The sequence below is a fragment of the Streptomyces sp. JB150 genome (assembly GCF_011193355.1).
Lineage (GTDB): Bacteria > Actinomycetota > Actinomycetes > Streptomycetales > Streptomycetaceae > Streptomyces.
The window spans coordinates 4,472,433-4,492,261 of record NZ_CP049780.1 but is presented as its reverse complement, the minus strand read 5'-3'; the positions used below and the strand labels follow the sequence as shown (position 1 = coordinate 4,492,261).

26 protein-coding genes and 1 pseudogene are annotated in these 19,829 nt (G+C 69.3%); 4 read left to right on the top strand and 23 right to left on the bottom strand.

Annotation, left to right across the window (positions count from 1 at the left end):
• Positions 1–13: 13 nt before the first annotated feature.
• From rpsH to G7Z13_RS20935, 18 genes and pseudogenes are all read right to left on the bottom strand, one after another.
• Positions 14–412: a 30S ribosomal protein S8 gene (rpsH, locus tag G7Z13_RS21025; protein WP_043503329.1), complete on the bottom strand. Its 399-nt coding sequence runs from the start codon at positions 410–412 to the stop codon at positions 14–16.
• 237 nt (positions 413–649) lie between these two features.
• Positions 650–835 carry a type Z 30S ribosomal protein S14 gene (locus G7Z13_RS21015; RefSeq protein ID WP_003956452.1) on the bottom strand — a complete coding sequence of 62 codons (186 nt, stop codon included), beginning with the start codon at positions 833–835 and terminating at the stop codon, positions 650–652.
• Between the two features lie 5 nt (positions 836–840).
• On the bottom strand, positions 841–1,398 hold the full coding sequence (rplE, locus tag G7Z13_RS21010; RefSeq protein WP_030345436.1) for a 50S ribosomal protein L5: 558 nt from the start codon (positions 1,396–1,398) through the stop codon (positions 841–843).
• On the bottom strand, positions 1,398–1,721 hold the full coding sequence (gene rplX, locus G7Z13_RS21005; protein ID WP_166001529.1) for a 50S ribosomal protein L24: 324 nt from the start codon (positions 1,719–1,721) through the stop codon (positions 1,398–1,400). The genes rplE and rplX overlap by 1 nt, the downstream gene beginning before the upstream one ends.
• Before the next feature lie 2 nt (positions 1,722–1,723).
• Positions 1,724–2,092 (bottom strand): 50S ribosomal protein L14, encoded by a 369-nt coding sequence (rplN, locus tag G7Z13_RS21000; protein WP_003998823.1) that lies wholly within the window; start codon positions 2,090–2,092, stop codon positions 1,724–1,726.
• A 99-nt stretch (positions 2,093–2,191) separates the two neighbouring features.
• Entirely contained in the window at positions 2,192–2,479 is a 288-nt protein-coding gene (gene rpsQ / locus G7Z13_RS20995) for a 30S ribosomal protein S17 (protein ID WP_028420769.1), read from the bottom strand.
• On the bottom strand, positions 2,476–2,700 hold the full coding sequence (gene rpmC, locus G7Z13_RS20990; RefSeq protein WP_059079052.1) for a 50S ribosomal protein L29: 225 nt from the start codon (positions 2,698–2,700) through the stop codon (positions 2,476–2,478). The genes rpsQ and rpmC overlap by 4 nt, the downstream gene beginning before the upstream one ends.
• Positions 2,700–3,119 (bottom strand): 50S ribosomal protein L16, encoded by a 420-nt coding sequence (gene rplP / locus G7Z13_RS20985; RefSeq protein WP_004984526.1) that lies wholly within the window; start codon positions 3,117–3,119, stop codon positions 2,700–2,702. Before rplP ends, rpmC begins: the two co-directional genes overlap by 1 nt.
• Positions 3,120–3,124: 5 nt before the next feature.
• Positions 3,125–3,949 carry a 30S ribosomal protein S3 gene (rpsC, locus tag G7Z13_RS20980; protein WP_166001527.1) on the bottom strand — a complete coding sequence of 275 codons (825 nt, stop codon included), beginning with the start codon at positions 3,947–3,949 and terminating at the stop codon, positions 3,125–3,127.
• Positions 3,949–4,296, bottom strand: a complete 348-nt coding sequence (gene rplV, locus G7Z13_RS20975; RefSeq protein WP_166001525.1) for a 50S ribosomal protein L22 — start codon at positions 4,294–4,296, stop codon at positions 3,949–3,951. The genes rpsC and rplV overlap by 1 nt, the downstream gene beginning before the upstream one ends.
• 43 nt (positions 4,297–4,339) lie before the next feature.
• Positions 4,340–4,621: a 30S ribosomal protein S19 gene (gene rpsS / locus G7Z13_RS20970; RefSeq protein ID WP_006130777.1), complete on the bottom strand. Its 282-nt coding sequence runs from the start codon at positions 4,619–4,621 to the stop codon at positions 4,340–4,342.
• A gap of 12 nt (positions 4,622–4,633) precedes the next feature.
• The gene (gene rplB / locus G7Z13_RS20965; RefSeq protein ID WP_043503324.1) at positions 4,634–5,470 is read right to left on the bottom strand and encodes a 50S ribosomal protein L2; all 837 of its coding nucleotides are present in this window, start codon (positions 5,468–5,470) and stop codon (positions 4,634–4,636) included.
• A gap of 40 nt (positions 5,471–5,510) precedes the next feature.
• Positions 5,511–5,930 carry a 50S ribosomal protein L23 gene (gene rplW, locus G7Z13_RS20960; RefSeq protein ID WP_166001522.1) on the bottom strand — a complete coding sequence of 140 codons (420 nt, stop codon included), beginning with the start codon at positions 5,928–5,930 and terminating at the stop codon, positions 5,511–5,513.
• The gene (gene rplD / locus G7Z13_RS20955; RefSeq protein WP_166001520.1) at positions 5,930–6,586 is read right to left on the bottom strand and encodes a 50S ribosomal protein L4; all 657 of its coding nucleotides are present in this window, start codon (positions 6,584–6,586) and stop codon (positions 5,930–5,932) included. The genes rplW and rplD overlap by 1 nt, the downstream gene beginning before the upstream one ends.
• Positions 6,587–6,594: 8 nt before the next feature.
• Positions 6,595–7,239 (bottom strand): 50S ribosomal protein L3, encoded by a 645-nt coding sequence (rplC, locus tag G7Z13_RS20950; RefSeq protein WP_166001518.1) that lies wholly within the window; start codon positions 7,237–7,239, stop codon positions 6,595–6,597.
• A 16-nt stretch (positions 7,240–7,255) separates the two neighbouring features.
• Positions 7,256–7,564, bottom strand: a complete 309-nt coding sequence (gene rpsJ, locus G7Z13_RS20945) for a 30S ribosomal protein S10 (RefSeq protein ID WP_003948644.1) — start codon at positions 7,562–7,564, stop codon at positions 7,256–7,258.
• Positions 7,565–7,969: 405 nt separating this feature from the next.
• Positions 7,970–8,242: pseudogene (locus G7Z13_RS33765) on the bottom strand (hypothetical protein); the annotation flags it as partial.
• Positions 8,243–8,270: 28 nt separating this feature from the next.
• Positions 8,271–9,392 (bottom strand): hypothetical protein, encoded by a 1,122-nt coding sequence (locus tag G7Z13_RS20935; protein WP_166001516.1) that lies wholly within the window; start codon positions 9,390–9,392, stop codon positions 8,271–8,273.
• A gap of 207 nt (positions 9,393–9,599) precedes the next feature.
• Here G7Z13_RS20935 and G7Z13_RS20930 point away from each other — a divergent pair, with 207 nt between their 5' ends.
• Positions 9,600–10,157 (top strand): hypothetical protein, encoded by a 558-nt coding sequence (locus G7Z13_RS20930; RefSeq protein ID WP_166001515.1) that lies wholly within the window; start codon positions 9,600–9,602, stop codon positions 10,155–10,157.
• Positions 10,158–10,371: 214 nt separating this feature from the next.
• Here the strand turns inward: G7Z13_RS20930 and tuf are convergent, their stop codons facing one another.
• From tuf to G7Z13_RS20905, 5 genes are all read right to left on the bottom strand, one after another.
• Entirely contained in the window at positions 10,372–11,565 is a 1,194-nt protein-coding gene (gene tuf / locus G7Z13_RS20925; protein ID WP_166001513.1) for an elongation factor Tu, read from the bottom strand.
• A 155-nt stretch (positions 11,566–11,720) separates the two neighbouring features.
• Positions 11,721–13,847 (bottom strand): elongation factor G, encoded by a 2,127-nt coding sequence (gene fusA, locus G7Z13_RS20920; RefSeq protein WP_166001511.1) that lies wholly within the window; start codon positions 13,845–13,847, stop codon positions 11,721–11,723.
• A gap of 39 nt (positions 13,848–13,886) precedes the next feature.
• Complete coding sequence (gene rpsG / locus G7Z13_RS20915; RefSeq protein WP_029386961.1) at positions 13,887–14,357, bottom strand: 30S ribosomal protein S7; 471 nt, start codon at positions 14,355–14,357, stop codon at positions 13,887–13,889.
• Positions 14,358–14,359: 2 nt separating this feature from the next.
• Positions 14,360–14,731, bottom strand: coding sequence for a 30S ribosomal protein S12 (gene rpsL, locus G7Z13_RS20910; protein ID WP_003948652.1), 372 nt, complete (start codon positions 14,729–14,731; stop codon positions 14,360–14,362).
• 366 nt (positions 14,732–15,097) lie between these two features.
• Positions 15,098–15,640, bottom strand: coding sequence for a DUF1707 and DUF4190 domain-containing protein (locus tag G7Z13_RS20905; protein ID WP_240926289.1), 543 nt, complete (start codon positions 15,638–15,640; stop codon positions 15,098–15,100).
• A gap of 209 nt (positions 15,641–15,849) precedes the next feature.
• Here G7Z13_RS20905 and G7Z13_RS20900 point away from each other — a divergent pair, with 209 nt between their 5' ends.
• The 3 genes from G7Z13_RS20900 to G7Z13_RS20890 all read left to right on the top strand — a co-directional run bounded on the left by G7Z13_RS20900 (position 15,850) and on the right by G7Z13_RS20890 (position 19,828).
• Positions 15,850–16,611: a Crp/Fnr family transcriptional regulator gene (locus G7Z13_RS20900; protein ID WP_166001509.1), complete on the top strand. Its 762-nt coding sequence runs from the start codon at positions 15,850–15,852 to the stop codon at positions 16,609–16,611.
• A gap of 146 nt (positions 16,612–16,757) precedes the next feature.
• Positions 16,758–17,645, top strand: coding sequence for a hypothetical protein (locus tag G7Z13_RS20895; protein WP_166001507.1), 888 nt, complete (start codon positions 16,758–16,760; stop codon positions 17,643–17,645).
• The gene (locus G7Z13_RS20890; protein WP_166001505.1) at positions 17,642–19,828 is read left to right on the top strand and encodes a hypothetical protein; all 2,187 of its coding nucleotides are present in this window, start codon (positions 17,642–17,644) and stop codon (positions 19,826–19,828) included. The genes G7Z13_RS20895 and G7Z13_RS20890 overlap by 4 nt, the downstream gene beginning before the upstream one ends.
• Position 19,829 lies beyond the last annotated feature (1 nt).

Here is a 19,829-nt window from a genome sequence, read left to right as displayed (position 1 = left end):
CCGTTCCCTTCCGTTACCAGACGTAGGCGAGGACTTCCCCACCCACGCCCTTCTTCTGCGCCTGCTTGTCGGTCAGCAGACCGTGCGACGTGGAGATGATCGCCACGCCCAGGCCGCCCAGGACCTTCGGCAGGTTGGTGGACTTCGCGTACACCCGGAGACCGGGCTTGGAGATCCGCTTGATGCCCGCGATGGAGCGCTCACGGTTGGGCCCGAACTTCAGCTCCAGGACGAGGTTCTTGCCGACCTCGGCGTCCTCGACCTTCCAGCCCGTGATGAAGCCCTCCTGCTGGAGGATCTCCGCGATGTGAGACTTGATCTTGGAGTGCGGCATCGACACCGAGTCGTGGTACGCCGAGTTCGCGTTCCGCAGACGCGTCAGCATGTCTGCGATCGGATCAGTCATGGTCATGAATTGGCCTGTGGCCTTTCTCGCCGGGGTTTCCTATATGCGCCATCCCTCTCCCCATACATGGACGGGACGGGTGCGGCACGGGGACCTACGGCGTAGTAAGCAATCGTTAGCGGACTCTGTCCGCGGGCGTTCAGGGCGGCAGGGGCCCAACCCTCCTAGCCTAAGCCATGAGGGGAGGCGCCCCCGCCGTCCCGGTTGCTTACCGAGAGGTCCAGGAATCCCGAATTACCGGGATTACCAGGAGCTCTTGGTCACGCCCGGCAGCTCGCCACGGTGAGCCATCTCACGAAGGCACACGCGGCAGAGGCCGAACTTGCGGTAAACGGAGTGCGGACGACCGCAGCGCTGGCAGCGGGTGTACGCGCGCACGCCGAACTTGGGCTTGCGAGCAGCCTTCGCGATGAGAGCCTTCTTCGCCATCTCGCTCACGCCTCCTTGAACGGGAAGCCGAGGTGACGGAGAAGGGCACGGCCCTCTTCGTCGTTGGTCGCCGTGGTCACCACGGTGATGTCCATACCCCGGACACGGTCGATCTTGTCCTGGTCGATCTCGTGGAACATGACCTGCTCCGTGAGACCGAAGGTGTAGTTGCCACGGCCGTCGAACTGCTTGGGGGACAGGCCGCGGAAGTCGCGGATGCGCGGCAGCGCGAGCGACAGGGTGCGGTCCAGGAACTCCCACATGCGGTCGCCACGGAGCGTGACGTGGGCACCGATCGGCTGGCCCTCACGCAGCTTGAACTGCGCGATGGACTTGCGGGCCTTGGTGACGGCCGGCTTCTGACCGGTGATGGTGGTCAGGTCGCGGATCGCGCCCTCGATCAGCTTCGAGTCACGGGCGGCGTCGCCGACACCCATGTTGACCACGATCTTGACGAGGCCGGGAACCTGCATGACGTTCTCGTACTTGAACTCGTCACGCAGCTTGCCCGCGATCTCCTCGCGGTACTTCTGCTTCAGACGCGGAGTGGTGGTGGTAGCCATCAGATGTCCTCACCCGTCCGCTTGGCAACGCGGATCTTGTTGCCGTTCTCGTCGAAGCGGTAGCCGACACGCGTGACGACCTTCTTGCCGTCCTTCTCCACGACCAGCTGGACGTTGGAGACGTGGATCGGCGCCTCGGTGGTCACGATGCCGCCGGCCTGGGAACCGCGCGCGGTCGGACCAGCCTTGGTGTGCTTCTTGACCCGGTTGACACCCTCGACCAGGACGCGGTCCTCGCGGGGGAAGGCCGCGATGACCTTGCCCTGCTTGCCCTTGTCCTTACCGGTGATGACCTGGACCAGGTCGCCCTTCTTGATCTTCATGCTTACAGCACCTCCGGCGCGAGCGAGATGATCTTCATGAACTTCTTCTCGCGCAGCTCACGGCCGACCGGGCCGAAGATGCGGGTGCCGCGAGGGTCGCCGTCGTTCTTCAGAATGACGGCGGCGTTCTCGTCGAAGCGGATGTACGAGCCGTCCGGACGGCGGCGCTCCTTGACGGTGCGAACGATGACCGCCTTGACGACGTCACCCTTCTTCACGTTGCCACCGGGGATCGCGTCCTTGACGGTGGCGACGATGACGTCACCGATGCCCGCGTAGCGGCGACCGGAGCCACCGAGCACACGGATGCAAAGGATCTCCTTCGCACCAGTGTTGTCGGCGACACGCAGTCGCGACTCCTGCTGGATCACGTCTATCTCCTGATCGTCTGCCGGTTCCCCGGGGGCCGCTCGTGCGAGCGGTCCCCCGGAGCCTGGCGGAACTGACCTGCGGGGTTTGCCCCGCAGGAATTACTTGGCCTTCTCGAGGATCTCGACGACGCGCCAGCGCTTGGTCGCGGACAGCGGCCGGGTCTCCATCAGGAGAACGCGGTCGCCGACACCCGCGGCGTTCTGCTCGTCGTGCGCCTTGAGCTTGTTGGTACGGCGGATGACCTTGCCGTACAGCGCGTGCTTGACGCGGTCCTCGACGGCGACGACGACGGTCTTGTCCATCTTGTCGCTGACGACGTAACCCTCGCGGGTCTTGCGGAAGCCGCGCGCCTCGGTGTTCTGCTCAGTCACGTTGTTCTCGCTCATGCGTTCTCCACCGTTTCGATGCCCAGCTCGCGCTCGCGCATCAGGGTGTAGATCCGCGCGATGTCCTTACGGACGGCCTTCAGCCGACCGTGGTTCTCGAGCTGACCGGTCGCCGCCTGGAAACGGAGGTTGAACAGCTCTTCCTTGGCCTCGCGGAGCTTGTTGAGCAGCTCCTCGTTGCCCAGCTCGCGCAGCTCGGACGCCTTGGTACCGGCCGACATCACGCTTCACCTGCCTCGCGCTTGACGATCTTGCACTTCATCGGCAGCTTGTGAGCCGCACGGGTCAGGGCCTCGCGCGCGATCTTCTCGTTGGGGTACGACAGCTCGAACATGACGCGTCCGGGCTTGACGTTGGCCACCCACCACTCGGGAGAACCCTTACCGGAACCCATGCGGGTCTCGGCCGGCTTCTTCGTCAGCGGGCGGTCCGGGTAGATGTTGATCCAGACCTTGCCGCCACGCTTGATGTGGCGGGTCATGGCGATACGAGCCGCTTCGATCTGGCGGTTCGTGACGTACGCCGGGGTCAGCGCCTGGATGCCGTACTCGCCGAACGCAACCTGCGTGCCACCCTTGGACATGCCGTTGCGCTTGGGGTGGTGCTGCTTGCGGTGCTTGACCCTACGGGGGATCAGCATGTCGGTCAGGCCTCCGTTCCGGTGCTCTCAGCCGGAGCGGCGGGCGCCTCGGCCTTGGGGGCCTCGGCAGCGGCAGCCTGCTGCGGCTTGCGACCACGCCCGCCACGCTCGCCACCGCGGCCACCACGGGCCGGGCGGTCGTTGCCACCACGGGCCGGGCGGTTGCCGGCGCGGGCAGCGGCGTTCTCGGCGCGGACCTCGGCGATGTTCTTGACGTCGCCCTTGTAGATCCAGACCTTCACACCGATGCGGCCGAAGGTCGTCTTGGCCTCGAAGAAGCCGTAGTCCACGTTCGCGCGGAGCGTGTGCAGGGGCACGCGGCCCTCGCGGTAGAACTCCGAGCGGGACATCTCGGCGCCGCCGAGGCGGCCACCGCACTGGATCTTGATGCCCTTGGCGCCGGCCTTCATGGCGGACTGCATGCTCTTGCGCATGGCCCGGCGGAAGGAGACGCGGGAGGACAGCTGCTCGGCGACGGCCTGGGCCACCAGCTGAGCGTCCGTCTCCGGGTTCTTGACCTCGAGGATGTTCAGCTGGACCTGCTTGCCGGTCAGCTTCTCCAGGTCACCGCGGATGCGGTCGGCCTCGGCGCCGCGGCGGCCGATGACGATGCCGGGACGCGCGGTGTGGATGTCGACGCGGACGCGGTCACGGGTGCGCTCGATCTCCACCTTCGAGATGCCGGCGCGCTCCATGCCGGACGTCATCATCCGACGGATGGCGACGTCTTCCTTGACGTAGTCCTTGTACAGCTTGTCGGCGTACCACCGGGACTTGAAGTCCGTGGTGACACCGAGCCGGAACCCGTGCGGGTTTACCTTCTGGCCCATTACCGGGTTCCTTCCTTGCTGGCGACGACCACGGTGATGTGGCTGGTCCGCTTGCGGATCCGGTAGGCACGGCCCTGGGCACGCGGACGGAACCGCTTCAGGGTCGGGCCCTCGTCGACGTAGGCCTCGGAGATGTAGAGGCTGTCGACGTCGGTGTGGTCGTAGTTGTGCGCGGCGTTGGCGATGGCGCTGTCGAGCACCTTGCCGACCGGCACGGAGGCAGCCTGCGGAGCGAATCGCAGGACCGCCTGAGCCTCCGTGGCGTCCATGCCACGGATAAGGTCCACCACGCGGCGGGCCTTCATGGGCGTGACGCGGATGTACCGCGCCTGGGCCCTGGCTTCCATGGTTGTCCCTTCAGTTTCTTACGTGTCTGAATGCGATCCGCTACTAGCGGCGCTTCGACTTCCGGTCTTCCTTGACGTGGCCCCGGAAGGTGCGGGTCGGCGAGAACTCGCCGAGCTTGTGGCCGACCATCGACTCGGTGACGAACACCGGGATGTGGGTCTTGCCGTTGTGCACCGCGATCGTGTGGCCCAGCATGGCCGGGACGATCATCGAGCGACGGGACCAGGTCTTGATGACGTTCTTGGTGCCGGCTTCGTTCTGGGCGTCCACCTTCTTCATCAGGTGGTCGTCGACGAAGGGCCCCTTCTTCAAGCTACGAGGCATCTCAACCCGTCCTTAGCGCTTCTTGTTCGTCTTGCGGCGGCGGACGATGTACTTGTTCGACGCCTTCTTGGGCGAACGAGTACGGCCTTCCTTCTTGCCCCACGGGGAGACCGGGTGGCGGCCACCGGAGGTCCGGCCCTCACCACCACCGTGCGGGTGGTCGACCGGGTTCATGACCACACCACGGACGGTCGGGCGAACGCCCAGCCAGCGCTTGCGGCCGGCCTTACCCCAGTTGATGTTCGACTGCTCGGCGTTGCCGACCTCGCCAACGGTGGCGCGGCAGCGGACGTCGACCAGACGGATTTCGCCGGACGGCATGCGCAGGTGGGCGTAGGCGCCCTCCTTCGCGAGCAGCTGCACGGAGGCACCGGCGGAACGGGCGAACTTGGCACCGCCACCGGGACGGAGCTCGATCGCGTGGATCGTGGTACCGACCGGGATGTTGCGGAGGGCCAGGTTGTTGCCCGGCTTGATGTCGGCCCCGGGACCGTTCTCGATGCGGTCGCCCTGCTGCAGGCCGCGCGGCGCGAGGATGTAGCGCTTCTCGCCGTCGGCGTAGTGCAGCAGCGCGATACGCGCCGTGCGGTTGGGGTCGTACTCGATGTGCGCGACCTTCGCCGGCACGCCGTCCTTGTCGTGACGACGGAAGTCGATCACACGGTAGGCGCGCTTGTGGCCACCACCCTGGTGGCGGACGGTCACACGACCGGCGTTGTTACGGCCGCCCTTGCTGTGCAGAGGGCGGACCAGCGACTTCTCCGGCGTGGACCGCGTGACCTCGACGAAGTCGGCGACGCTGGCGCCACGACGGCCAGGAGTCGTCGGCTTGTACTTGCGGATACCCATTTCTCAGTCCTCGTCCGATATCGGACGATCCGGACCTCCGTCAGGAGGTCGGACCGCCGAAGATGTCGATACGGTCGCCCTCGGCGAGGGTCACGATCGCGCGCTTGGTGGCGGCACGCTGGCCGAAGCCGGTGCGGGTCCGCTTGCGCTTGCCCTGGCGGTTGATCGTGTTGACCCCGGTGACCTTGACCGAGAAGACCGACTGCACGGCCTCCTTGATCTGGGTCTTGTTGGCCCGCGGGTCGACGATGAACGTGTACTTGTTCTCGTCGAGGAGCGCGTAGCTCTTCTCGGACACGACCGGCTTGATCAGGACGTCACGGGGATCCGTGTACGCCTTGCTCGCCGGGGTGACGACGGTGTTCTTGCCCTCGGCGGCGTGGCGACGCGCCTTGGCGACGCGCGCGGCCTTGGCGGCCTTGGCGGCCTTGGAGGCAATGGCGGGGTGACGGATAGCCATCAGGCCTCGCTCCCTTCGGTGTCATTGGCCTTCGGGCCGGACACGAAGGACTCGAAGGCGGCCTTGGTGAAGACCACGTCGTCCGAGACGAGAACGTCGTACGTGTTCAGCTGGCCCGGCTCCAGGATGTGGACCTGGGGCAGGTTGCGGGCGGACAGCCACGCGGCCTCGTCGGAGCGGTCGACGACCAGGAGCAGGTTCTTGCGCTCGCTGATCTTGCCGAACAGGCTCTTGGCGGCCTTCGTGGAGGGGGTCTCGCCCTCGACCACGCCGGTGACGACGTGGATGCGGTTGTGACGCGCCCGGTCGGTGAGGGCGTGACGCAGAGCGGCAGCCTTCATCTTCTTCGGGGTGCGCTGCGAGTAGTCGCGCGGCACGGGACCGTGCACGACGCCACCACCGGCGAACTGCGGCGCGCGGGTCGAGCCCTGACGGGCGCGGCCGGTGCCCTTCTGGCGGTACGGCTTCTTGCCACCGCCGCGGACCTCGCCACGGGTCTTGGTCTTGTGCGTGCCCTGACGGGCGGCGGCCAGCTGCGCGACGACGACCTGGTGGATCAGCGGGATGCTGACCTTCTCAACGCCGAAGATCTCCGCGGGGAGCTCGACGGAACCGGCCTTGTCGCCCGCCGGCGAAAGGATGTCAACAGTGCTCATCGGTTACCTCAGGCCCCCTTGGCCGCGGTGCGGACCAGGACGAGGCCGCCGTTCGGACCGGGAACCGCGCCCTTGATGAGCAGCAGACCCTTCTCCGCGTCAACGGCGTGGACGGTCAGGTTCTGGGTGGTGACCCGCTCGTTGCCCATGCGACCCGCCATGCGGAGGCCCTTGAACACACGGCCCGGGGTGGCACAGCCACCGATGGAACCGGGGGAGCGGTGCTTGCGCTGGGTGCCGTGACCGGCGCCGAGGCCACCGAAGTTGTGACGCTTCATGACACCGGCGAAGCCCTTGCCCTTGCTCTTGCCGGTGACGTCGACCTTCGTGCCGGCCTCGAACACCTCGGCGGTGATCTCCTGGCCCAGCGTGTACTCGGAGGCGTCCGACGTGCGGATCTCGACGAGGTGACGACGCGGGGTGACGTCGGCCTTGGCGAAGTGGCCCTTGAGGGGCTTGTTCACCTTGCGCGGGTCGATCTCGCCGAAGGCGATCTGGACGGACTCGTAGCCGTCGACGTCGTTCGTACGGACCTGGGTGACGACGTTGGGCCCGGCCTTGACGACGGTGACGGGAACAACGCGGTTGTTCTCGTCCCACACCTGCGTCATACCGAGCTTCTCGCCCAGGATGCCCTTGATCTGCTTAGCCATTCTCAGCCCACCAGCCTCAGAGCTTGATCTCGATGTCGACACCGGCCGGGAGGTCGAGTCGCATCAGAGAGTCAACGGTCTTGGGGGTCGGGTCGAGGATGTCGATCAGGCGCTTGTGCGTGCGCATCTCGAAGTGCTCGCGCGAGTCCTTGTACTTGTGCGGCGACTTGATGACGCAGTACACGTTCTTCTCAGTGGGCAGCGGCACCGGGCCCGCGACCGACGCACCGGTACGGGTCACCGTCTCGACGATCTTCTTCGCCGAGGAGTCGATGACCTCGTGGTCGTAGGCCTTGAGCCGGATGCGGATCTTCTGTCCCGCCATGGCTACTTCGTAGTCCTGTCTCTCTACAGCTCTGGAACCCGGATTCTTCTTCGGTTTCTCCGACCCACGCGGTCGGGCGTGTCGCGCTCCCGCTGACACAGATGTCCCTTGTTCGAACATCCCTGCGGGGAATGCACACGGCCCTCACGGAACCGCAGGCCGGAGGCGAGAAGCCCACCGGGTGCCTGGCCGGTGCCGCACCGACGCTTCCCGGAAGATTCCCGTACGTCCGCCCCAGCGCTGCCGTGTGGCAGTTAGGACGACGAGTACTGTGGGACTCGCTTCCGGTCCTCCCGGCGGGAGGCGCGCAGCATCAACACTCGACCGAGCAACTCGGACAGTCTGCCACACGGGGTAGGGCCGACGCCAATCGAGCCGGAGAGAATACCCCGAACGTGACGCAGGTCAAACACCTGCCACGGTTGACCGGCATGGACATGCTTGGCCGGTGCGGTGCACGACCCCCGGCCGCCGGGTAGGGCGAGGCCGTCCGGACCCGGCGCCCCCCTTCGGGTGACCGTAGGCGCGGCGCGTGACCGGGGCGGGTGCGGTCGCCGGAGTGCCGGTCAGGGTGCGGATCAGTGCGTGGTCCGGGGCCCGGCGGACGGGGTCCGGGCGGGCGGCGCCGCCGGTGAGGGCGTGGGCCTGGCAGCGGCAGCCGGGGAAGTCGCGCTCGCGGTGGGCACTCGGGGTGCGCCGCCCGGGTTCAGGTGCGCGTCACCGTCCCGCAGTCCTCGCCGTCGAGCACCTCGCCCAGCGGTGTCTCGCGGTCGTAGGGGTCCGTGTCCGGGCCGGTGGGCGGGGAGGCGGTGGGGGCGGAGGACGGGAAGGACGGGTGCAGGAAGCCGCCCTCGTTCTCGCAGGAGACGTTGAAGAACGCGGCGTCGTAGCGCTCGACCTGGAGCTTTCCGGGGGTGGCCGTCCAGCGGGCGGGGTCGGAGAGGAGCAGGACCAGCTCGCGGCGGACGATGGTGCGGGAGACGCGGTCGGCGCCGCGCTCGGCCTTCGTCACGGGGTAGACGAAGGTGTAATCGGCGCGTACGCGGACCTGGCCGGGCTCGCCGGCCTCGTAGGTCATCGTGCCGCGCACCTTGACCACGTCCCCGACCGGACGCACCTCGTCCGGGTCGAAGCGCGTGAACAGGGCGACCGGGTCGTGCTCGCGGTCCGGGGAACGCAGGGAGCGGCGCGCGTCGGGGAGCATGTCCGGCTGGCGGGGGTCGAGCAGGGCCAGGGCCTTCTCCGGGTGCCCGCCGCGCCGTACCTCCGGGTCGAGGTTGGCCGCGACCAGGAACTCCTTGGTGCGGCGCAGGGCCAGCTCCACGTCCTTCTCGCTCATGCCGCCGACCGCCTCGGCCGCCGGGAGGTCGATCGCGTCCGCGCCCTCGGCCCAGGCGCGGGCGGGCGAGCCGCGGAACGGGGCGTCGAGGGTGGGGCCGCCCGCGGCGGAGCCGGCGGGGGACGCGGAGGTGGAGGCCGGCCGGGGGGTGTCGTCCCCGCCCGGCAGGTGGTCCAGGACCAGCGAGGGCCGGATCGCGACCACGGCGAGGCCCACGGTCAGCAGCACGCCGAGCGCCGGTCCCCACCCGCGCCTGCGGCGGGCGCGGCCCCGCGCCTCCTCCCCCGGGGGGCCCGTACGCCAGCCCGGCGGGTCCGCGGCGCCCTGCTCCCGCAGCCGGCGGGCCACCATGCGCGCCCGTGCGGACGGCTCCTTGGGCGCGTCGCCGGCTCCTCCGCCCTCCGCGGCCGCGCGGAGGAAGGCCTCCAGCTCCTCGTCCGATATCGAGGGCTGTTCGCCGGGCTGTTCGGATGACGGACGAGTACTCACGGCTTCACTCTCTGGCTCAGGGCAGGGAAGGGCGGGACGACGCGAAGGAGGGGGGCAGGGGAACCACCGGACGGCAAGGGCGTGATCATTCCTAAGCCGTTCGCTGACGGCCGCACAAGCGGTTCCGCGCAACTGAGGCGTTCTCCTCACTCCACCCGGGTATCTCCGCCCTCCCCCGGCCCCCGCCCGGCCGCTTGGATCGACTCCATGGCCACACGGACGTCCCGCCGCCACCCGGCGCTGCCCCGCGCCGTCCTCCCCGCGCTCCTCGGCATCACCGTCGTCCTGCTCATCGCCTTCGGCGCGTCCGCGTGCCAGTCCTTCGCGGGCGGCCCGGTGCTGTCCGCCGCGGAGTACCGGGAGCGGGTGGCCGCGACCGAGGAGGCGGGCGAGGAGGCGCTGCGCGACCTGAGCCCGGCGCCCGCCGCCGGGGACGGGGTCCTGGACGAGGTCAGCGGCTCCTGCGTGGACGACTTCGGCTTCGACGACACCGGGGTCACCCGCGACGAGCCCTCGTACGAGTGGTCCCTGGACTTCACCGACCGGTCCGCGTACCTGCGGGCCGTGGAGAACCTCCACCGGACCTGGAGCGAACGCGGCCTGGACGTCGAACGCGTCGAACCCGACAAGGACTCCGGCCTGCCGGGCATCTCCACCACCACCGACGGCATCCGCCTGACCCTCGCCCCCGACTGGTACTCGGACCGTCCCGTCCTGCGCGTGAACGGCGGCTGCCTCCGCCACGAGTACGACTTCCATCGATGACGTCCGGTGCCCCTGGGGCGGAGGAGACCGCTGGTCGCTGGTGACCTGCTCACGGACACCAGGATCGTCCTCGCCCTGCTCCGCCTCGGGCTGCGGCCCGAGGCGGACCCGGTCTCCTGAACGCCCGGCGGGCACGGCAAAGGGGCCCGTACGACCGAAGTCGTACGGGCCCCTTCGAGCCACTCAGATCACGTGACCCTCAAGCAAGCGGAACTTACTTCAGGATCTTGGTGACCTGGCCGGCGCCCACGGTCCGGCCACCCTCACGGATGGCGAACTTCAGGCCCTCCTCCATGGCGACGGGCTGGATCAGCTCGACGCGCATCTCGGTGTTGTCGCCCGGCATGACCATCTCGGTGCCCTCGGGGAGGTGCACAACGCCGGTCACGTCCGTGGTACGGAAGTAGAACTGCGGGCGGTAGTTGTTGAAGAACGGGGTGTGGCGGCCACCCTCGTCCTTCGACAGGATGTAGGCCTGGGCCTCGAACTCGGTGTGCGGGGTGACCGAACCCGGCTTGATGATGACCTGGCCGCGCTCGACGTCCTCGCGCTTGATGCCACGGAGGAGCAGACCGACGTTCTCACCGGCCTGGCCCTCGTCGAGCAGCTTGCGGAACATCTCGATGCCGGTGACCGTGGTGGTGGTCTTCTCGGTCTTGATGCCGATGATGTCGACGGTCTCGTTGACCTTCAGGACACCACGCTCGATACGGCCGGTGACGACCGTACCGCGACCGGTGATGGTGAAGACGTCCTCGATCGGCATGAGGAACGGCTTGTCGACGTCGCGCTCCGGCTGCGGGATCGACTCGTCGACGGCCTTCATCAGGTTGAGGACGGAGTCCACCCACTCCTTCTCGCCCTCGAGGGCCTTGAGAGCGGAGACCTTGACGACCGGAACGTCGTCGCCGGGGAACTCGTACTCGGAGAGGAGCTCACGGACCTCGAGCTCGACGAGCTCCAGGATCTCCTCGTCGTCCACCATGTCGGCCTTGTTCAGGGCGACCACGATGTACGGAACGCCGACCTGGCGGGCCAGGAGCACGTGCTCCTTGGTCTGCGGCATCGGGCCGTCGGTGGCGGCGACCACGAGGATGGCGCCGTCCATCTGCGCCGCACCCGTGATCATGTTCTTGATGTAGTCCGCGTGACCCGGGCAGTCGACGTGGGCGTAGTGACGCGCCTCGGTCTGGTACTCGACGTGCGCGATGGAGATGGTGATACCGCGCTGACGCTCCTCGGGCGCCTTGTCGATGTTGTCGAACGGGGTGGCCTCGTTCAGGTCCGGGTACGCGTCGTGCAGCACCTTGGTAATGGCGGCCGTGAGGGTCGTCTTACCGTGGTCGATGTGACCGATGGTGCCGATGTTGACGTGCGGCTTAGTCCGCTCGAACTTCGCCTTCGCCACTGGGGTCCTCCTGGGAGTGGTTCTGGTACGCCTTACTTCATCGGCGCCAGGTGATCTTTGCTGGATGTCCCGGATCCCGGGGGCAAACATCCGTGATGCGGCTGTTTGCCCCACGAGGCTCCGGAGTCAAGCCTACGGCGTGGACGCGAGGTCCGTTACTCGCCCTTGGCCTTCGCGATGATCTCCTCGGCGACGTTCCGCGGAACCTCGGCGTAGGAGTCGAACTGCATGGAGTAGCTGGCGCGGCCGGACGTCTTGCTGCGCAGGTCGCCGACGTAACCGAACATCTCCGAGAGGGGCACGAGGCCCTTCACGACGCGGGCACCGGCCCGCTCCTCCATGGCCTGGATCTGGCCACGGCGGGAGTTGATGTCACCGATGACCTCACCCATGTAGTCCTCGGGCGTGGTGACCTCGACGGCCATCATCGGCTCAAGGAGAACGGGGCTGGCCTTGCGCGCGGCCTCCTTGAAGGCCTGCGAACCGGCGATCTTGAACGCGAGCTCGGAGGAGTCCACCTCGTGGTAGGCACCGTCGAGCAGCGTGACGCGCACGCCGGTCATCTCGTAACCGGCGAGGATGCCGAACTGCATGGCCTCCTGGCAGCCGGCGTCGACCGACGGGATGTACTCCTTCGGGATACGACCACCAGTGACCTGGTTGACGAACTCGTAGGAGGCGTCGCCACCCTCGATCGGCTCGATCGAGATGATGACGCGGCCGAACTGGCCGGTACCACCGGTCTGCTTCTTGTGGGTGTACTCGACCTTCTCGACCGACTTGCGGATGGTCTCGCGGTACGCGACCTGCGGCTTGCCGACGTTGGCCTCGACCTTGAACTCACGGCGCATACGGTCGACCAGCACCTCGAGGTGCAGCTCGCCCATGCCACCGATGATGGTCTGGCCGGTCTCCTCGTCCGAGTGGACCTGGAAGGACGGGTCCTCCTCGGCCAGGCGCTGGATCGCGACGCCCAGCTTCTCCTGGTCGCCCTTCGACTTGGGCTCGATGGCGACCTGGATGACCGGCGCCGGGAAGTCCATGGACTCCAGGATGACCGGCGCCTTGTCGTCGCACAGGGTCTCACCGGTGGTGGTCTGCTTCAGGCCCATGACGGCGACGATGTCGCCGGCGCCCACCGACTCGATCTCCTCACGCTTGTTGGCGTGCATGCGGTAGATCTTGCCGATGCGCTCCTTGCGGCCCTTGACGGAGTTCAGCACGGCGGTGCCGGACTCCAGGCGGCCGGAGTACACGCGGACGAAGGTGAGCTTGCCGAGGTGCGGGTCGCTCATGATCTTGAACGCCAGCGCCGACAGCGGCTCGTCGTCGGACGGCTTGCGCTTGATGACCGTCTCGGGGTCCTTGACGTCGTGGCCCTCGATGGCCTCGATGTCGACCGGCGACGGCAGGTAGCGCACGACCGCGTCGAGCAGGGGCTGGACGCCCTTGTTCTTGAAGGCGGTGCCGCAGAAGACCGGGGTCACCGTGGTGCCCTGGCCCTTGCCGGAAGCGATCGTGATGCGGCGGATGGCCGCGTACAGCTGCTCCTCGGTGGGCTCCTGGCCCTCCAGGTACAGCTCCATGATCTCTTCGTCGTTCTCGGCGACGGCCTCGAGCAGCTTGCCGCGCCACTCCTCAGCGGCCTCGGTGTGCGTGGCCGGGATGTCGACGACGTCGTACATCTCGCCCTTGGTCGCCTCGGCGGACCACACGAGCGCCTTCATGCGGACCAGGTCCACGACACCCTTGAAGTCGGCCTCGGCGCCGATCGGCAGCTGCATCACGATCGGCTGGGCACCCAGCCGGTCGCTGATCATGTCGACACAGCGGTGGAACTCGGCACCGGTGCGGTCGAGCTTGTTGACGAAGCAGATACGCGGAACGCCGTAGCGGTCCGCCTGACGCCACACCGTCTCGGACTGCGGCTCGACGCCGGCGACGCCGTCGAACACCGTCACGGCACCGTCGAGCACGCGCAGGGAGCGCTCCACCTCGACGGTGAAGTCGACGTGACCCGGCGTGTCGATGATGTTGATGGTGTGGTCGACGTCGTCCAGCGACCAGTGGCAGGTGGTGGCAGCAGAGGTGATCGTGATGCCACGCTCCTGCTCCTGCTCCATCCAGTCCATGGTGGCAGCGCCGTCGTGGACCTCACCGATCTTGTAGGACACACCGGTGTAGAACAGGATCCGCTCGGTGGTGGTCGTCTTGCCCGCGTCGATGTGGGCCATGATGCCGATGTTGCGCACCCTGGCCAGGTCAAGCGAAGTGGTAGCCATAAGGCTTCAGTCTTCTCTCGGTCTCGATGTGGGTAGCGACTACCAGCGGTAGTGCGCGAAGGCCTTGTTGGACTCGGCCATCTTGTGCGTGTCCTCGCGCTTCTTCACAGCGGCACCGAGGCCGTTGGACGCGTCGAGGAGCTCGTTGAGCAGACGCTCGGTCATGGTCTTCTCGCGACGGGCGCGGGAGTAACCGACCAGCCAGCGCAGCGCCAGGGTGTTGGCACGGCCGGGCTTGACCTCGACCGGGACCTGGTAGGTGGCGCCACCGACACGGCGGGACTTGACCTCGAGGGTCGGCTTGATGTTCTCGAGAGCGCGCTTCAGCGTGATGACCGGGTCGTTGCCGGTCTTCTCGCGCAGGCCCTCCATGGCGCCGTAGACGATGCGCTCGGCGGTGGAGCGCTTGCCGTTCAGCAGCACCTTGTTGATCAGGGAGGTCACCAGAGGGGAGCCGTAGACCGGGTCGACGATGACCGGACGCTTCGGGGCGGGGCCCTTACGAGGCATTCTTACTTCTCCTTCTTGGCGCCGTAACGGCTGCGGGCCTGCTTGCGGTTCTTGACACCCTGGGTGTCGAGCGAGCCGCGGATGATCTTGTAGCGAACACCCGGCAGGTCCTTCACACGGCCGCCGCGCACGAGCACGATGGAGTGCTCCTGCAGGTTGTGTCCCTCACCCGGAATGTAGGCCGTGACCTCGATCCCGCTGGTCAGACGCACACGCGCGACCTTGCGGAGGGCCGAGTTCGGCTTCTTCGGGGTGGTCGTGAACACACGCGTGCAGACGCCGCGACGCTGAGGGGAACCCTCGAGTGCGGGCGTCTTGTTCTTCTCGACCTTGTCCTGCCGGCCCTTGCGGACCAGCTGCTGGATCGTAGGCACTACTTCTCCGGTTTCTGTGTGCCGATGGGTACAGCTAACCTGGAACGTCGCCGACCCACGCGGTCGGGTGTGTCGAATCCCGCGGACTCCTGCCGACTGACAGAAAGAGGCGCAGATTACGGTGGCCGTTCACAGCTCCCGATGCGGTCGAAGGCACGCAGGAGAGCCAAGGCACACCCCAGGCACAAGGTCTGAGCGTACCTACCGCATTCGCTGTGGTCAAAACAAATGGGAGCCGCCCGCAAGGCCACGCGGGACATGTCAAGACCCCAGTCCGTAAGTGATCTTCAAATCGACGGCGCGTGTCCGCTTCGAACACATTTCTTCCACGTGCCTCGGGGCCGTCAGCCGACCGCGACGCGGACGTCAGCCGACCGTGACGGTCACGGCGGCCACCAGCACCATCACGAGTGCCCAGCCCGCCGTGTACAACCACCCGAGGACCAGCCCGGTGAGGGCGAGCCCGTCACCGCCTTCCCCGGAGTGCCGGATCTCGGAGCGCGCCATGTGCCCCAGCACCACCGCCGGGATCCCGGTGAGCCCGAAGGTCGGCACACACAGCAGCCCGCACAGGGCGGCACCGACGGCCTTCCCGTTCGTCCGCGCCCGCGCAACCGGCGCGAACGTCGCCGGAACCGCCGGCGCCGGCCGCTCCACCGGTCCCTGCGGCAGATCGGCGACGAGCACCGCCAGCTCCCCCACCGTACGCGCCGCGTAGGCCCGCGCGACCCGCTTGCCGAACTCCTCGTGCTCCATCCGCCCCTCGGCGTACCCCGCTCTGAGGACGTCCACGGCCCGCTCCCGCTCGGCGTGCGACGCGAGCATCGACGGGGCCCGGTGACCGGCCCACGACTGCGGAACGCGCTGCCCCTCCCAGGGCTGCCACGGCGGATACGGCAACTGCGACACGGGCACCTCCCGGACGACCGGAGTCCCTCCATCATGCGCCGCGACGGCGGGCACGGCATCAGTGACGACCCTGGGGCGACCCTGAGATTCGCGGCGCTCACCCTACGGGTCCCGGCCTGCCCCATGGCCGGTTTCCGCGCTTTTCCGGGGCTGCACCCGGCCCGTTCAGTAGCTTGATCCGTCGCTGCGACGATCGGGGGCTGAGCGTGATGAGGACGGCCGCGTACCCACTGGACGACGGAGGCGACGGTGGCCTCGACGACCGGGTGCCCTTCCTGGCCCGGCTGGAGAGCGAGGACCGCACCGCCCTGCTCTCCCTCGGCCGCGAGCTGGTGTTCGCCCCGCGGGTGATCCTGCTGCACCAGCGCGAACCCTCCTCGCACGTCCTCTTCCTGGTCGAGGGCTGGACGAAGGTCACCGCGTCCGCCGCCAACGGCTACGAGGCGCTGCTCGCGCTGCGCGGCCCCGGCGACATCGTCGGCGAGTCGGCCGCGCTCACCGGCCGGCCCCGGTCGGCGACGGTGACCGCGCTGGAGGCGGTCCGGGCGGTGGCGCTGGAGCACGAGCGGTTCAAGGACTTCCTCAACCGCTCCCCCACCGTCTCGTTCGCCCTGCTCGGCCTCACCTCGGACCGCACCCGGGCGGCCGACCGGCGCCGGCTGGAGTTCGCCTCGATGAACGTCCGGGAACGTCTCGCCGTCCTCCTGCTGGACCTGGCCCGCACCCACGGCCGGAGCGGCCCCGACGGCATCGAGGTGTGCGTACCGCTGAGCAAGCAGGAGCTGGCGGGCTCGATCGGCGCGTCCCGCGAGATGGTGCAGCGGCTGCTGAAGGAGCTGCGCGAAAAGGACGTCGTCGCCACCGGGCGGCGCACCCTGCTCATCCTCCGCCCCGGCGTCCTGCGCCGTATCGCGGCCACGGGCCGCCCCACGCCGGGTATCCCCGCACCGCCGGGTCCCTACGAGGACTGACCGGCCCGCCGGCCGCAACGGGCCGCCGGACCTCCGGCCCCTTCTGTGCACACGGTCACACTGCGAGTGAGTCAGGCTCCCTCACCACATCCGGCCCATCGCCCCCACGCTGCTGGTCTGCACGTCCCCCACCGCGAGAGGCGACCATGACGGACCCCGTGAGCCGGACGATCCTGCTGCTGGACATCGAGAGGTTCAGCGACCGGGACGACGTGGAGCAGGCGTACCTGCGCCGGATGCTCTACGACATCACCGACCGCGCGCTGGAGGCCGCGGGCATCGACGGAACGCGGCGGCTGCGCGCGGACCGCGGGGACTCCGTGATGGAGCTGATCGACGCGGGCGCGCCGGTCACCGCGCTGCTGCGCGCCCTGCTGCGCGAGGTTCCCGCCCAGCTGCGCCAGGTCAACCGCATGTCCTCGCGCTCGGCCCAGATCCAGCTGCGCGGGGTGGTGGCCGCGGGCTACGTCGCCGTCGACGGGCACGGCGGCTGGGTCGGCTCCGATCTGAACCACGCCTGCCGCCTGCTCGACGCCGACGTGCTGCGCGCGGCGCTGCGCGAGCGCCGCGACGACTTCGCCCTGTGCGTGTCGGAGAGCGTGCACGCGGGCATCGTCCGGCACGACCACGCGGGCATCCCCGCCGAGGACTTCCACCTGGTGACGGTGGTCAGCAAGAACGGCCCGCTGCGGGCCTGGCTGCACGGGCCGCTCCCGGCGGGAGCGGCCCGGACCGGGGAGGGCGGGACGGCGCCCCGTGAGGCGGGCGGTACGGCGACGGCGACGGCCGCGTCCGAGGACCACGGTGACAGGGGGGCGGGGGAAGCCCCGGTGCCGGGTGACCCGGGGGACGACCCGGCACCGGGGCCGCAGGCCCCGCCCCGCGCGCAGCCGCCCGGCGGCGTCGTCCTCACCTTCCTCGGCGGCTCCCCCTCCTTCGGCGGCAGCCTCGTCGCCGGTGACCAGCACGGCGTGTCCGGCGGTCAGGTCACCGGAGACGTCCACCTGGGCCGGTCGGGCGGTGAGCCCGCGTGACGGCGCCCGCACAGCCGGCGCCCGCCGCCGACGACGTGCCGCCGCGGGCCGCGCAGCCCTCACCCGGCGTGTCCGCCGAGGCCGAGGCGGCCGGGGCCGCCGAGGGCTCGGAGGGCATGGAGGGCATGGAGGAGCGGACCCAGGAGGCACGGGCCGCGCAGCGGGAGCTGTTCGCGCACACGCCCGGTTTCATCCTCGGCTCGGCCGCCTCCTTCGGCGGCAGCCTGGTCGGCGGCGCCCAGCACGGTGTCTCCGGCGGGCAGGTCGCCGGTGACGTGTTCATGGGCGGCAAGACGGAGATCCATCACCACGCGCCGACGGCCGCCGCGCACGTCGCCGGGGAGATCCCGCGCGAACAGCTCGACGCGCTGGCCGAGCGCTTCGCCGAGGGCCCGGTCTTCGCCGCCGCCCTCGCGCGGTTGCGGGAGGAACGCGTCCTCGTCCTGGCCGGCCCGCACGGCTGCGGGCGCCACGCGGCCGCGCGGATGCTGCTGCACCGCCTGGGCCTGCCCGCCGTCCACGCGCTGTCGGAGGAGACGACGCCGGGCACGCTGAGCGCGCAGCTCACCCGGCCGGGCGGGCATCTGCTGCGGGATCTGCCGCTGACCCGGAACCGGCCACTGCGCGACACCCATCTGTACGCCGCGGCCGACCAGCTGCGGAAAGCGGACGGCTACCTCGTCGTCACCGTCGAGAAATCGCCATTCCTGTCCGGGGTCTCGCCGTTCGCCTGGAGACCACCGGCCGCCGAGGACGTCGTACGGGCACACCTGGCGGCCGTACGCCCCGACGACACGGCGCGGCTGCTCGCGCTCGGGCCCGTGCGGGACTTCCTCGCCCGAGGCGGGCACCGGCCCGCCGAGGCGGCCGGGTTCGCCGCGACGCTCGCCGGCTACGACGGCAGCCCGGCGGCGGACGCGCGGCTCGTGGACTTCGGGCAGGCGGCGGTGGAGAAGCAGTGCCGGGACCGGCTCGGCGACACCCGGACCGACCTGCGGGACAAGGCCTTCCTCATCTCCCTCGCGGTGTTCGACCGGGCCCCGTACGTGCTGGCCGCCGAACTCGCCGACAAGCTCCTCGTCCACCTCCAGCGGCTCCAGCACCCCGAGCGGCCCCCGGAGATCCCCGTGTTCTCCCCGCTGGCCGCCGAGACCCGGCTGGAGCGCGCCGGGGCGAAGGGCGAGGTGCGCGGCGAGGAGACCGAGTGGGGTACGGTCCCGCAGTTCACGGCCTACTTCCCGCGTGAGGACACCCCGCGGGCCCTGCTCGCGGAGGTGTGGACGGGGCACCCCTCGGCCCGGCCGGCACTGGTCGCCTGGCTCAAGGAGCTGGCCCGGGACCGGCGGCCCCTGGTCCGTACCCGCGTCGCCGCGGCGACGGCGCTGCTCGCGCGCGCCGACCTGCCCTCGGCGGTGGCGCTGATCATCGACGGCTGGGCCGTCTCGAAGGCGTTCGGACCCCGGGTGACCGCCGCGAACGCCCTGGTGCTCGCCCAGCTCCTCGACGCGCCCGTGGTCCTGCGCCTGCTCACCCAGTGGTGCACGGACCCGCACTGGGCGCGCCGCTGGACCGCGATCCGCGCACTCGGCCTGCTCGCCCCGCTGCGCCCCGAGCTGACCGGCCCGGCACTCGGCGCGCTCGCCGCCCGCGCCCGCGCGGACCACAGCGGTCCCGCCGAGAGCGCCAACCTGATCGAGTCCACGGCGCTGCTGCTGTCGGTGGGCACCCGCCGCGGGGAGATGCTCTCCGAGCTGGTCCGGCTGCTGCAGGAGGACGCCCCGTCGGTCCGCTCGCTCGCCCTGGCCGCGTTCGTCCGCGCCTGCGAGAACACCGAGGAGGGCGCGCTCGTCGAGTGGTACGCCGACACCGGCATGTACGAGCCGGACTCGGCCCATGACCTCGCCACCCTCTGGCGCACCGCGCTCGGCGACCGCGGCCACACCCGGCAGGCCCTGAACGCCCTGCGCGTGTGGGTGTACACGGCCCAGCGCAGCGCGGCCACGGCGCAGGCCCTGGAACTGCTGCTGCCCGCCCTGGTCGTCACGGCCGCCGACCGGCACCGCCTCGACCACGAGCTGCGGACGCTGCGCGCGGAGGACGGCGGCCCGCGCCCGCCGGTCGCCGACCGGCTGCTCGCCGTGGTGAGCCCATCCATGAACCCCCAGCAACAGCCGAGGAGTTGAC

Coding starts and splice junctions, on each gene's coding strand:
- rplE (WP_030345436.1), bottom strand. CDS start 1,398: ATGGCTACCACCACCACTCCGCGTCTGAAGCAGAAGTACCGCGAGGAG.
- rplP (WP_004984526.1), bottom strand. CDS start 3,119: ATGCTGATCCCCCGTAGGGTCAAGCACCGCAAGCAGCACCACCCCAAG.
- rplW (WP_166001522.1), bottom strand. CDS start 5,930: ATGGCTATCCGTCACCCCGCCATTGCCTCCAAGGCCGCCAAGGCCGCC.
- fusA (WP_166001511.1), bottom strand. CDS start 13,847: ATGGCTACCACTTCGCTTGACCTGGCCAGGGTGCGCAACATCGGCATC.
- G7Z13_RS20900 (WP_166001509.1), top strand. CDS start 15,850: ATGAGGACGGCCGCGTACCCACTGGACGACGGAGGCGACGGTGGCCTC.
- G7Z13_RS21015 (WP_003956452.1), bottom strand. CDS start 835: ATGGCGAAGAAGGCTCTCATCGCGAAGGCTGCTCGCAAGCCCAAGTTC.
- rplD (WP_166001520.1), bottom strand. CDS start 6,586: ATGAGCACTGTTGACATCCTTTCGCCGGCGGGCGACAAGGCCGGTTCC.
- rpsQ (WP_028420769.1), bottom strand. CDS start 2,479: ATGAGCGAGAACAACGTGACTGAGCAGAACACCGAGGCGCGCGGCTTC.
- rpmC (WP_059079052.1), bottom strand. CDS start 2,700: ATGTCGGCCGGTACCAAGGCGTCCGAGCTGCGCGAGCTGGGCAACGAG.
- rpsC (WP_166001527.1), bottom strand. CDS start 3,949: ATGGGCCAGAAGGTAAACCCGCACGGGTTCCGGCTCGGTGTCACCACG.
- G7Z13_RS20930 (WP_166001515.1), top strand. CDS start 9,600: ATGGCCACACGGACGTCCCGCCGCCACCCGGCGCTGCCCCGCGCCGTC.
- G7Z13_RS20895 (WP_166001507.1), top strand. CDS start 16,758: ATGACGGACCCCGTGAGCCGGACGATCCTGCTGCTGGACATCGAGAGG.
- rpsS (WP_006130777.1), bottom strand. CDS start 4,621: ATGCCTCGTAGCTTGAAGAAGGGGCCCTTCGTCGACGACCACCTGATG.
- rpsH (WP_043503329.1), bottom strand. CDS start 412: ATGACCATGACTGATCCGATCGCAGACATGCTGACGCGTCTGCGGAAC.
- rpsJ (WP_003948644.1), bottom strand. CDS start 7,564: ATGGCGGGACAGAAGATCCGCATCCGGCTCAAGGCCTACGACCACGAG.
- rplC (WP_166001518.1), bottom strand. CDS start 7,239: ATGGCTAAGCAGATCAAGGGCATCCTGGGCGAGAAGCTCGGTATGACG.
- rplX (WP_166001529.1), bottom strand. CDS start 1,721: ATGAAGATCAAGAAGGGCGACCTGGTCCAGGTCATCACCGGTAAGGAC.
- rpsG (WP_029386961.1), bottom strand. CDS start 14,357: ATGCCTCGTAAGGGCCCCGCCCCGAAGCGTCCGGTCATCGTCGACCCG.
- rplV (WP_166001525.1), bottom strand. CDS start 4,296: ATGGAAGCCAGGGCCCAGGCGCGGTACATCCGCGTCACGCCCATGAAG.
- rplB (WP_043503324.1), bottom strand. CDS start 5,470: ATGGGTATCCGCAAGTACAAGCCGACGACTCCTGGCCGTCGTGGCGCC.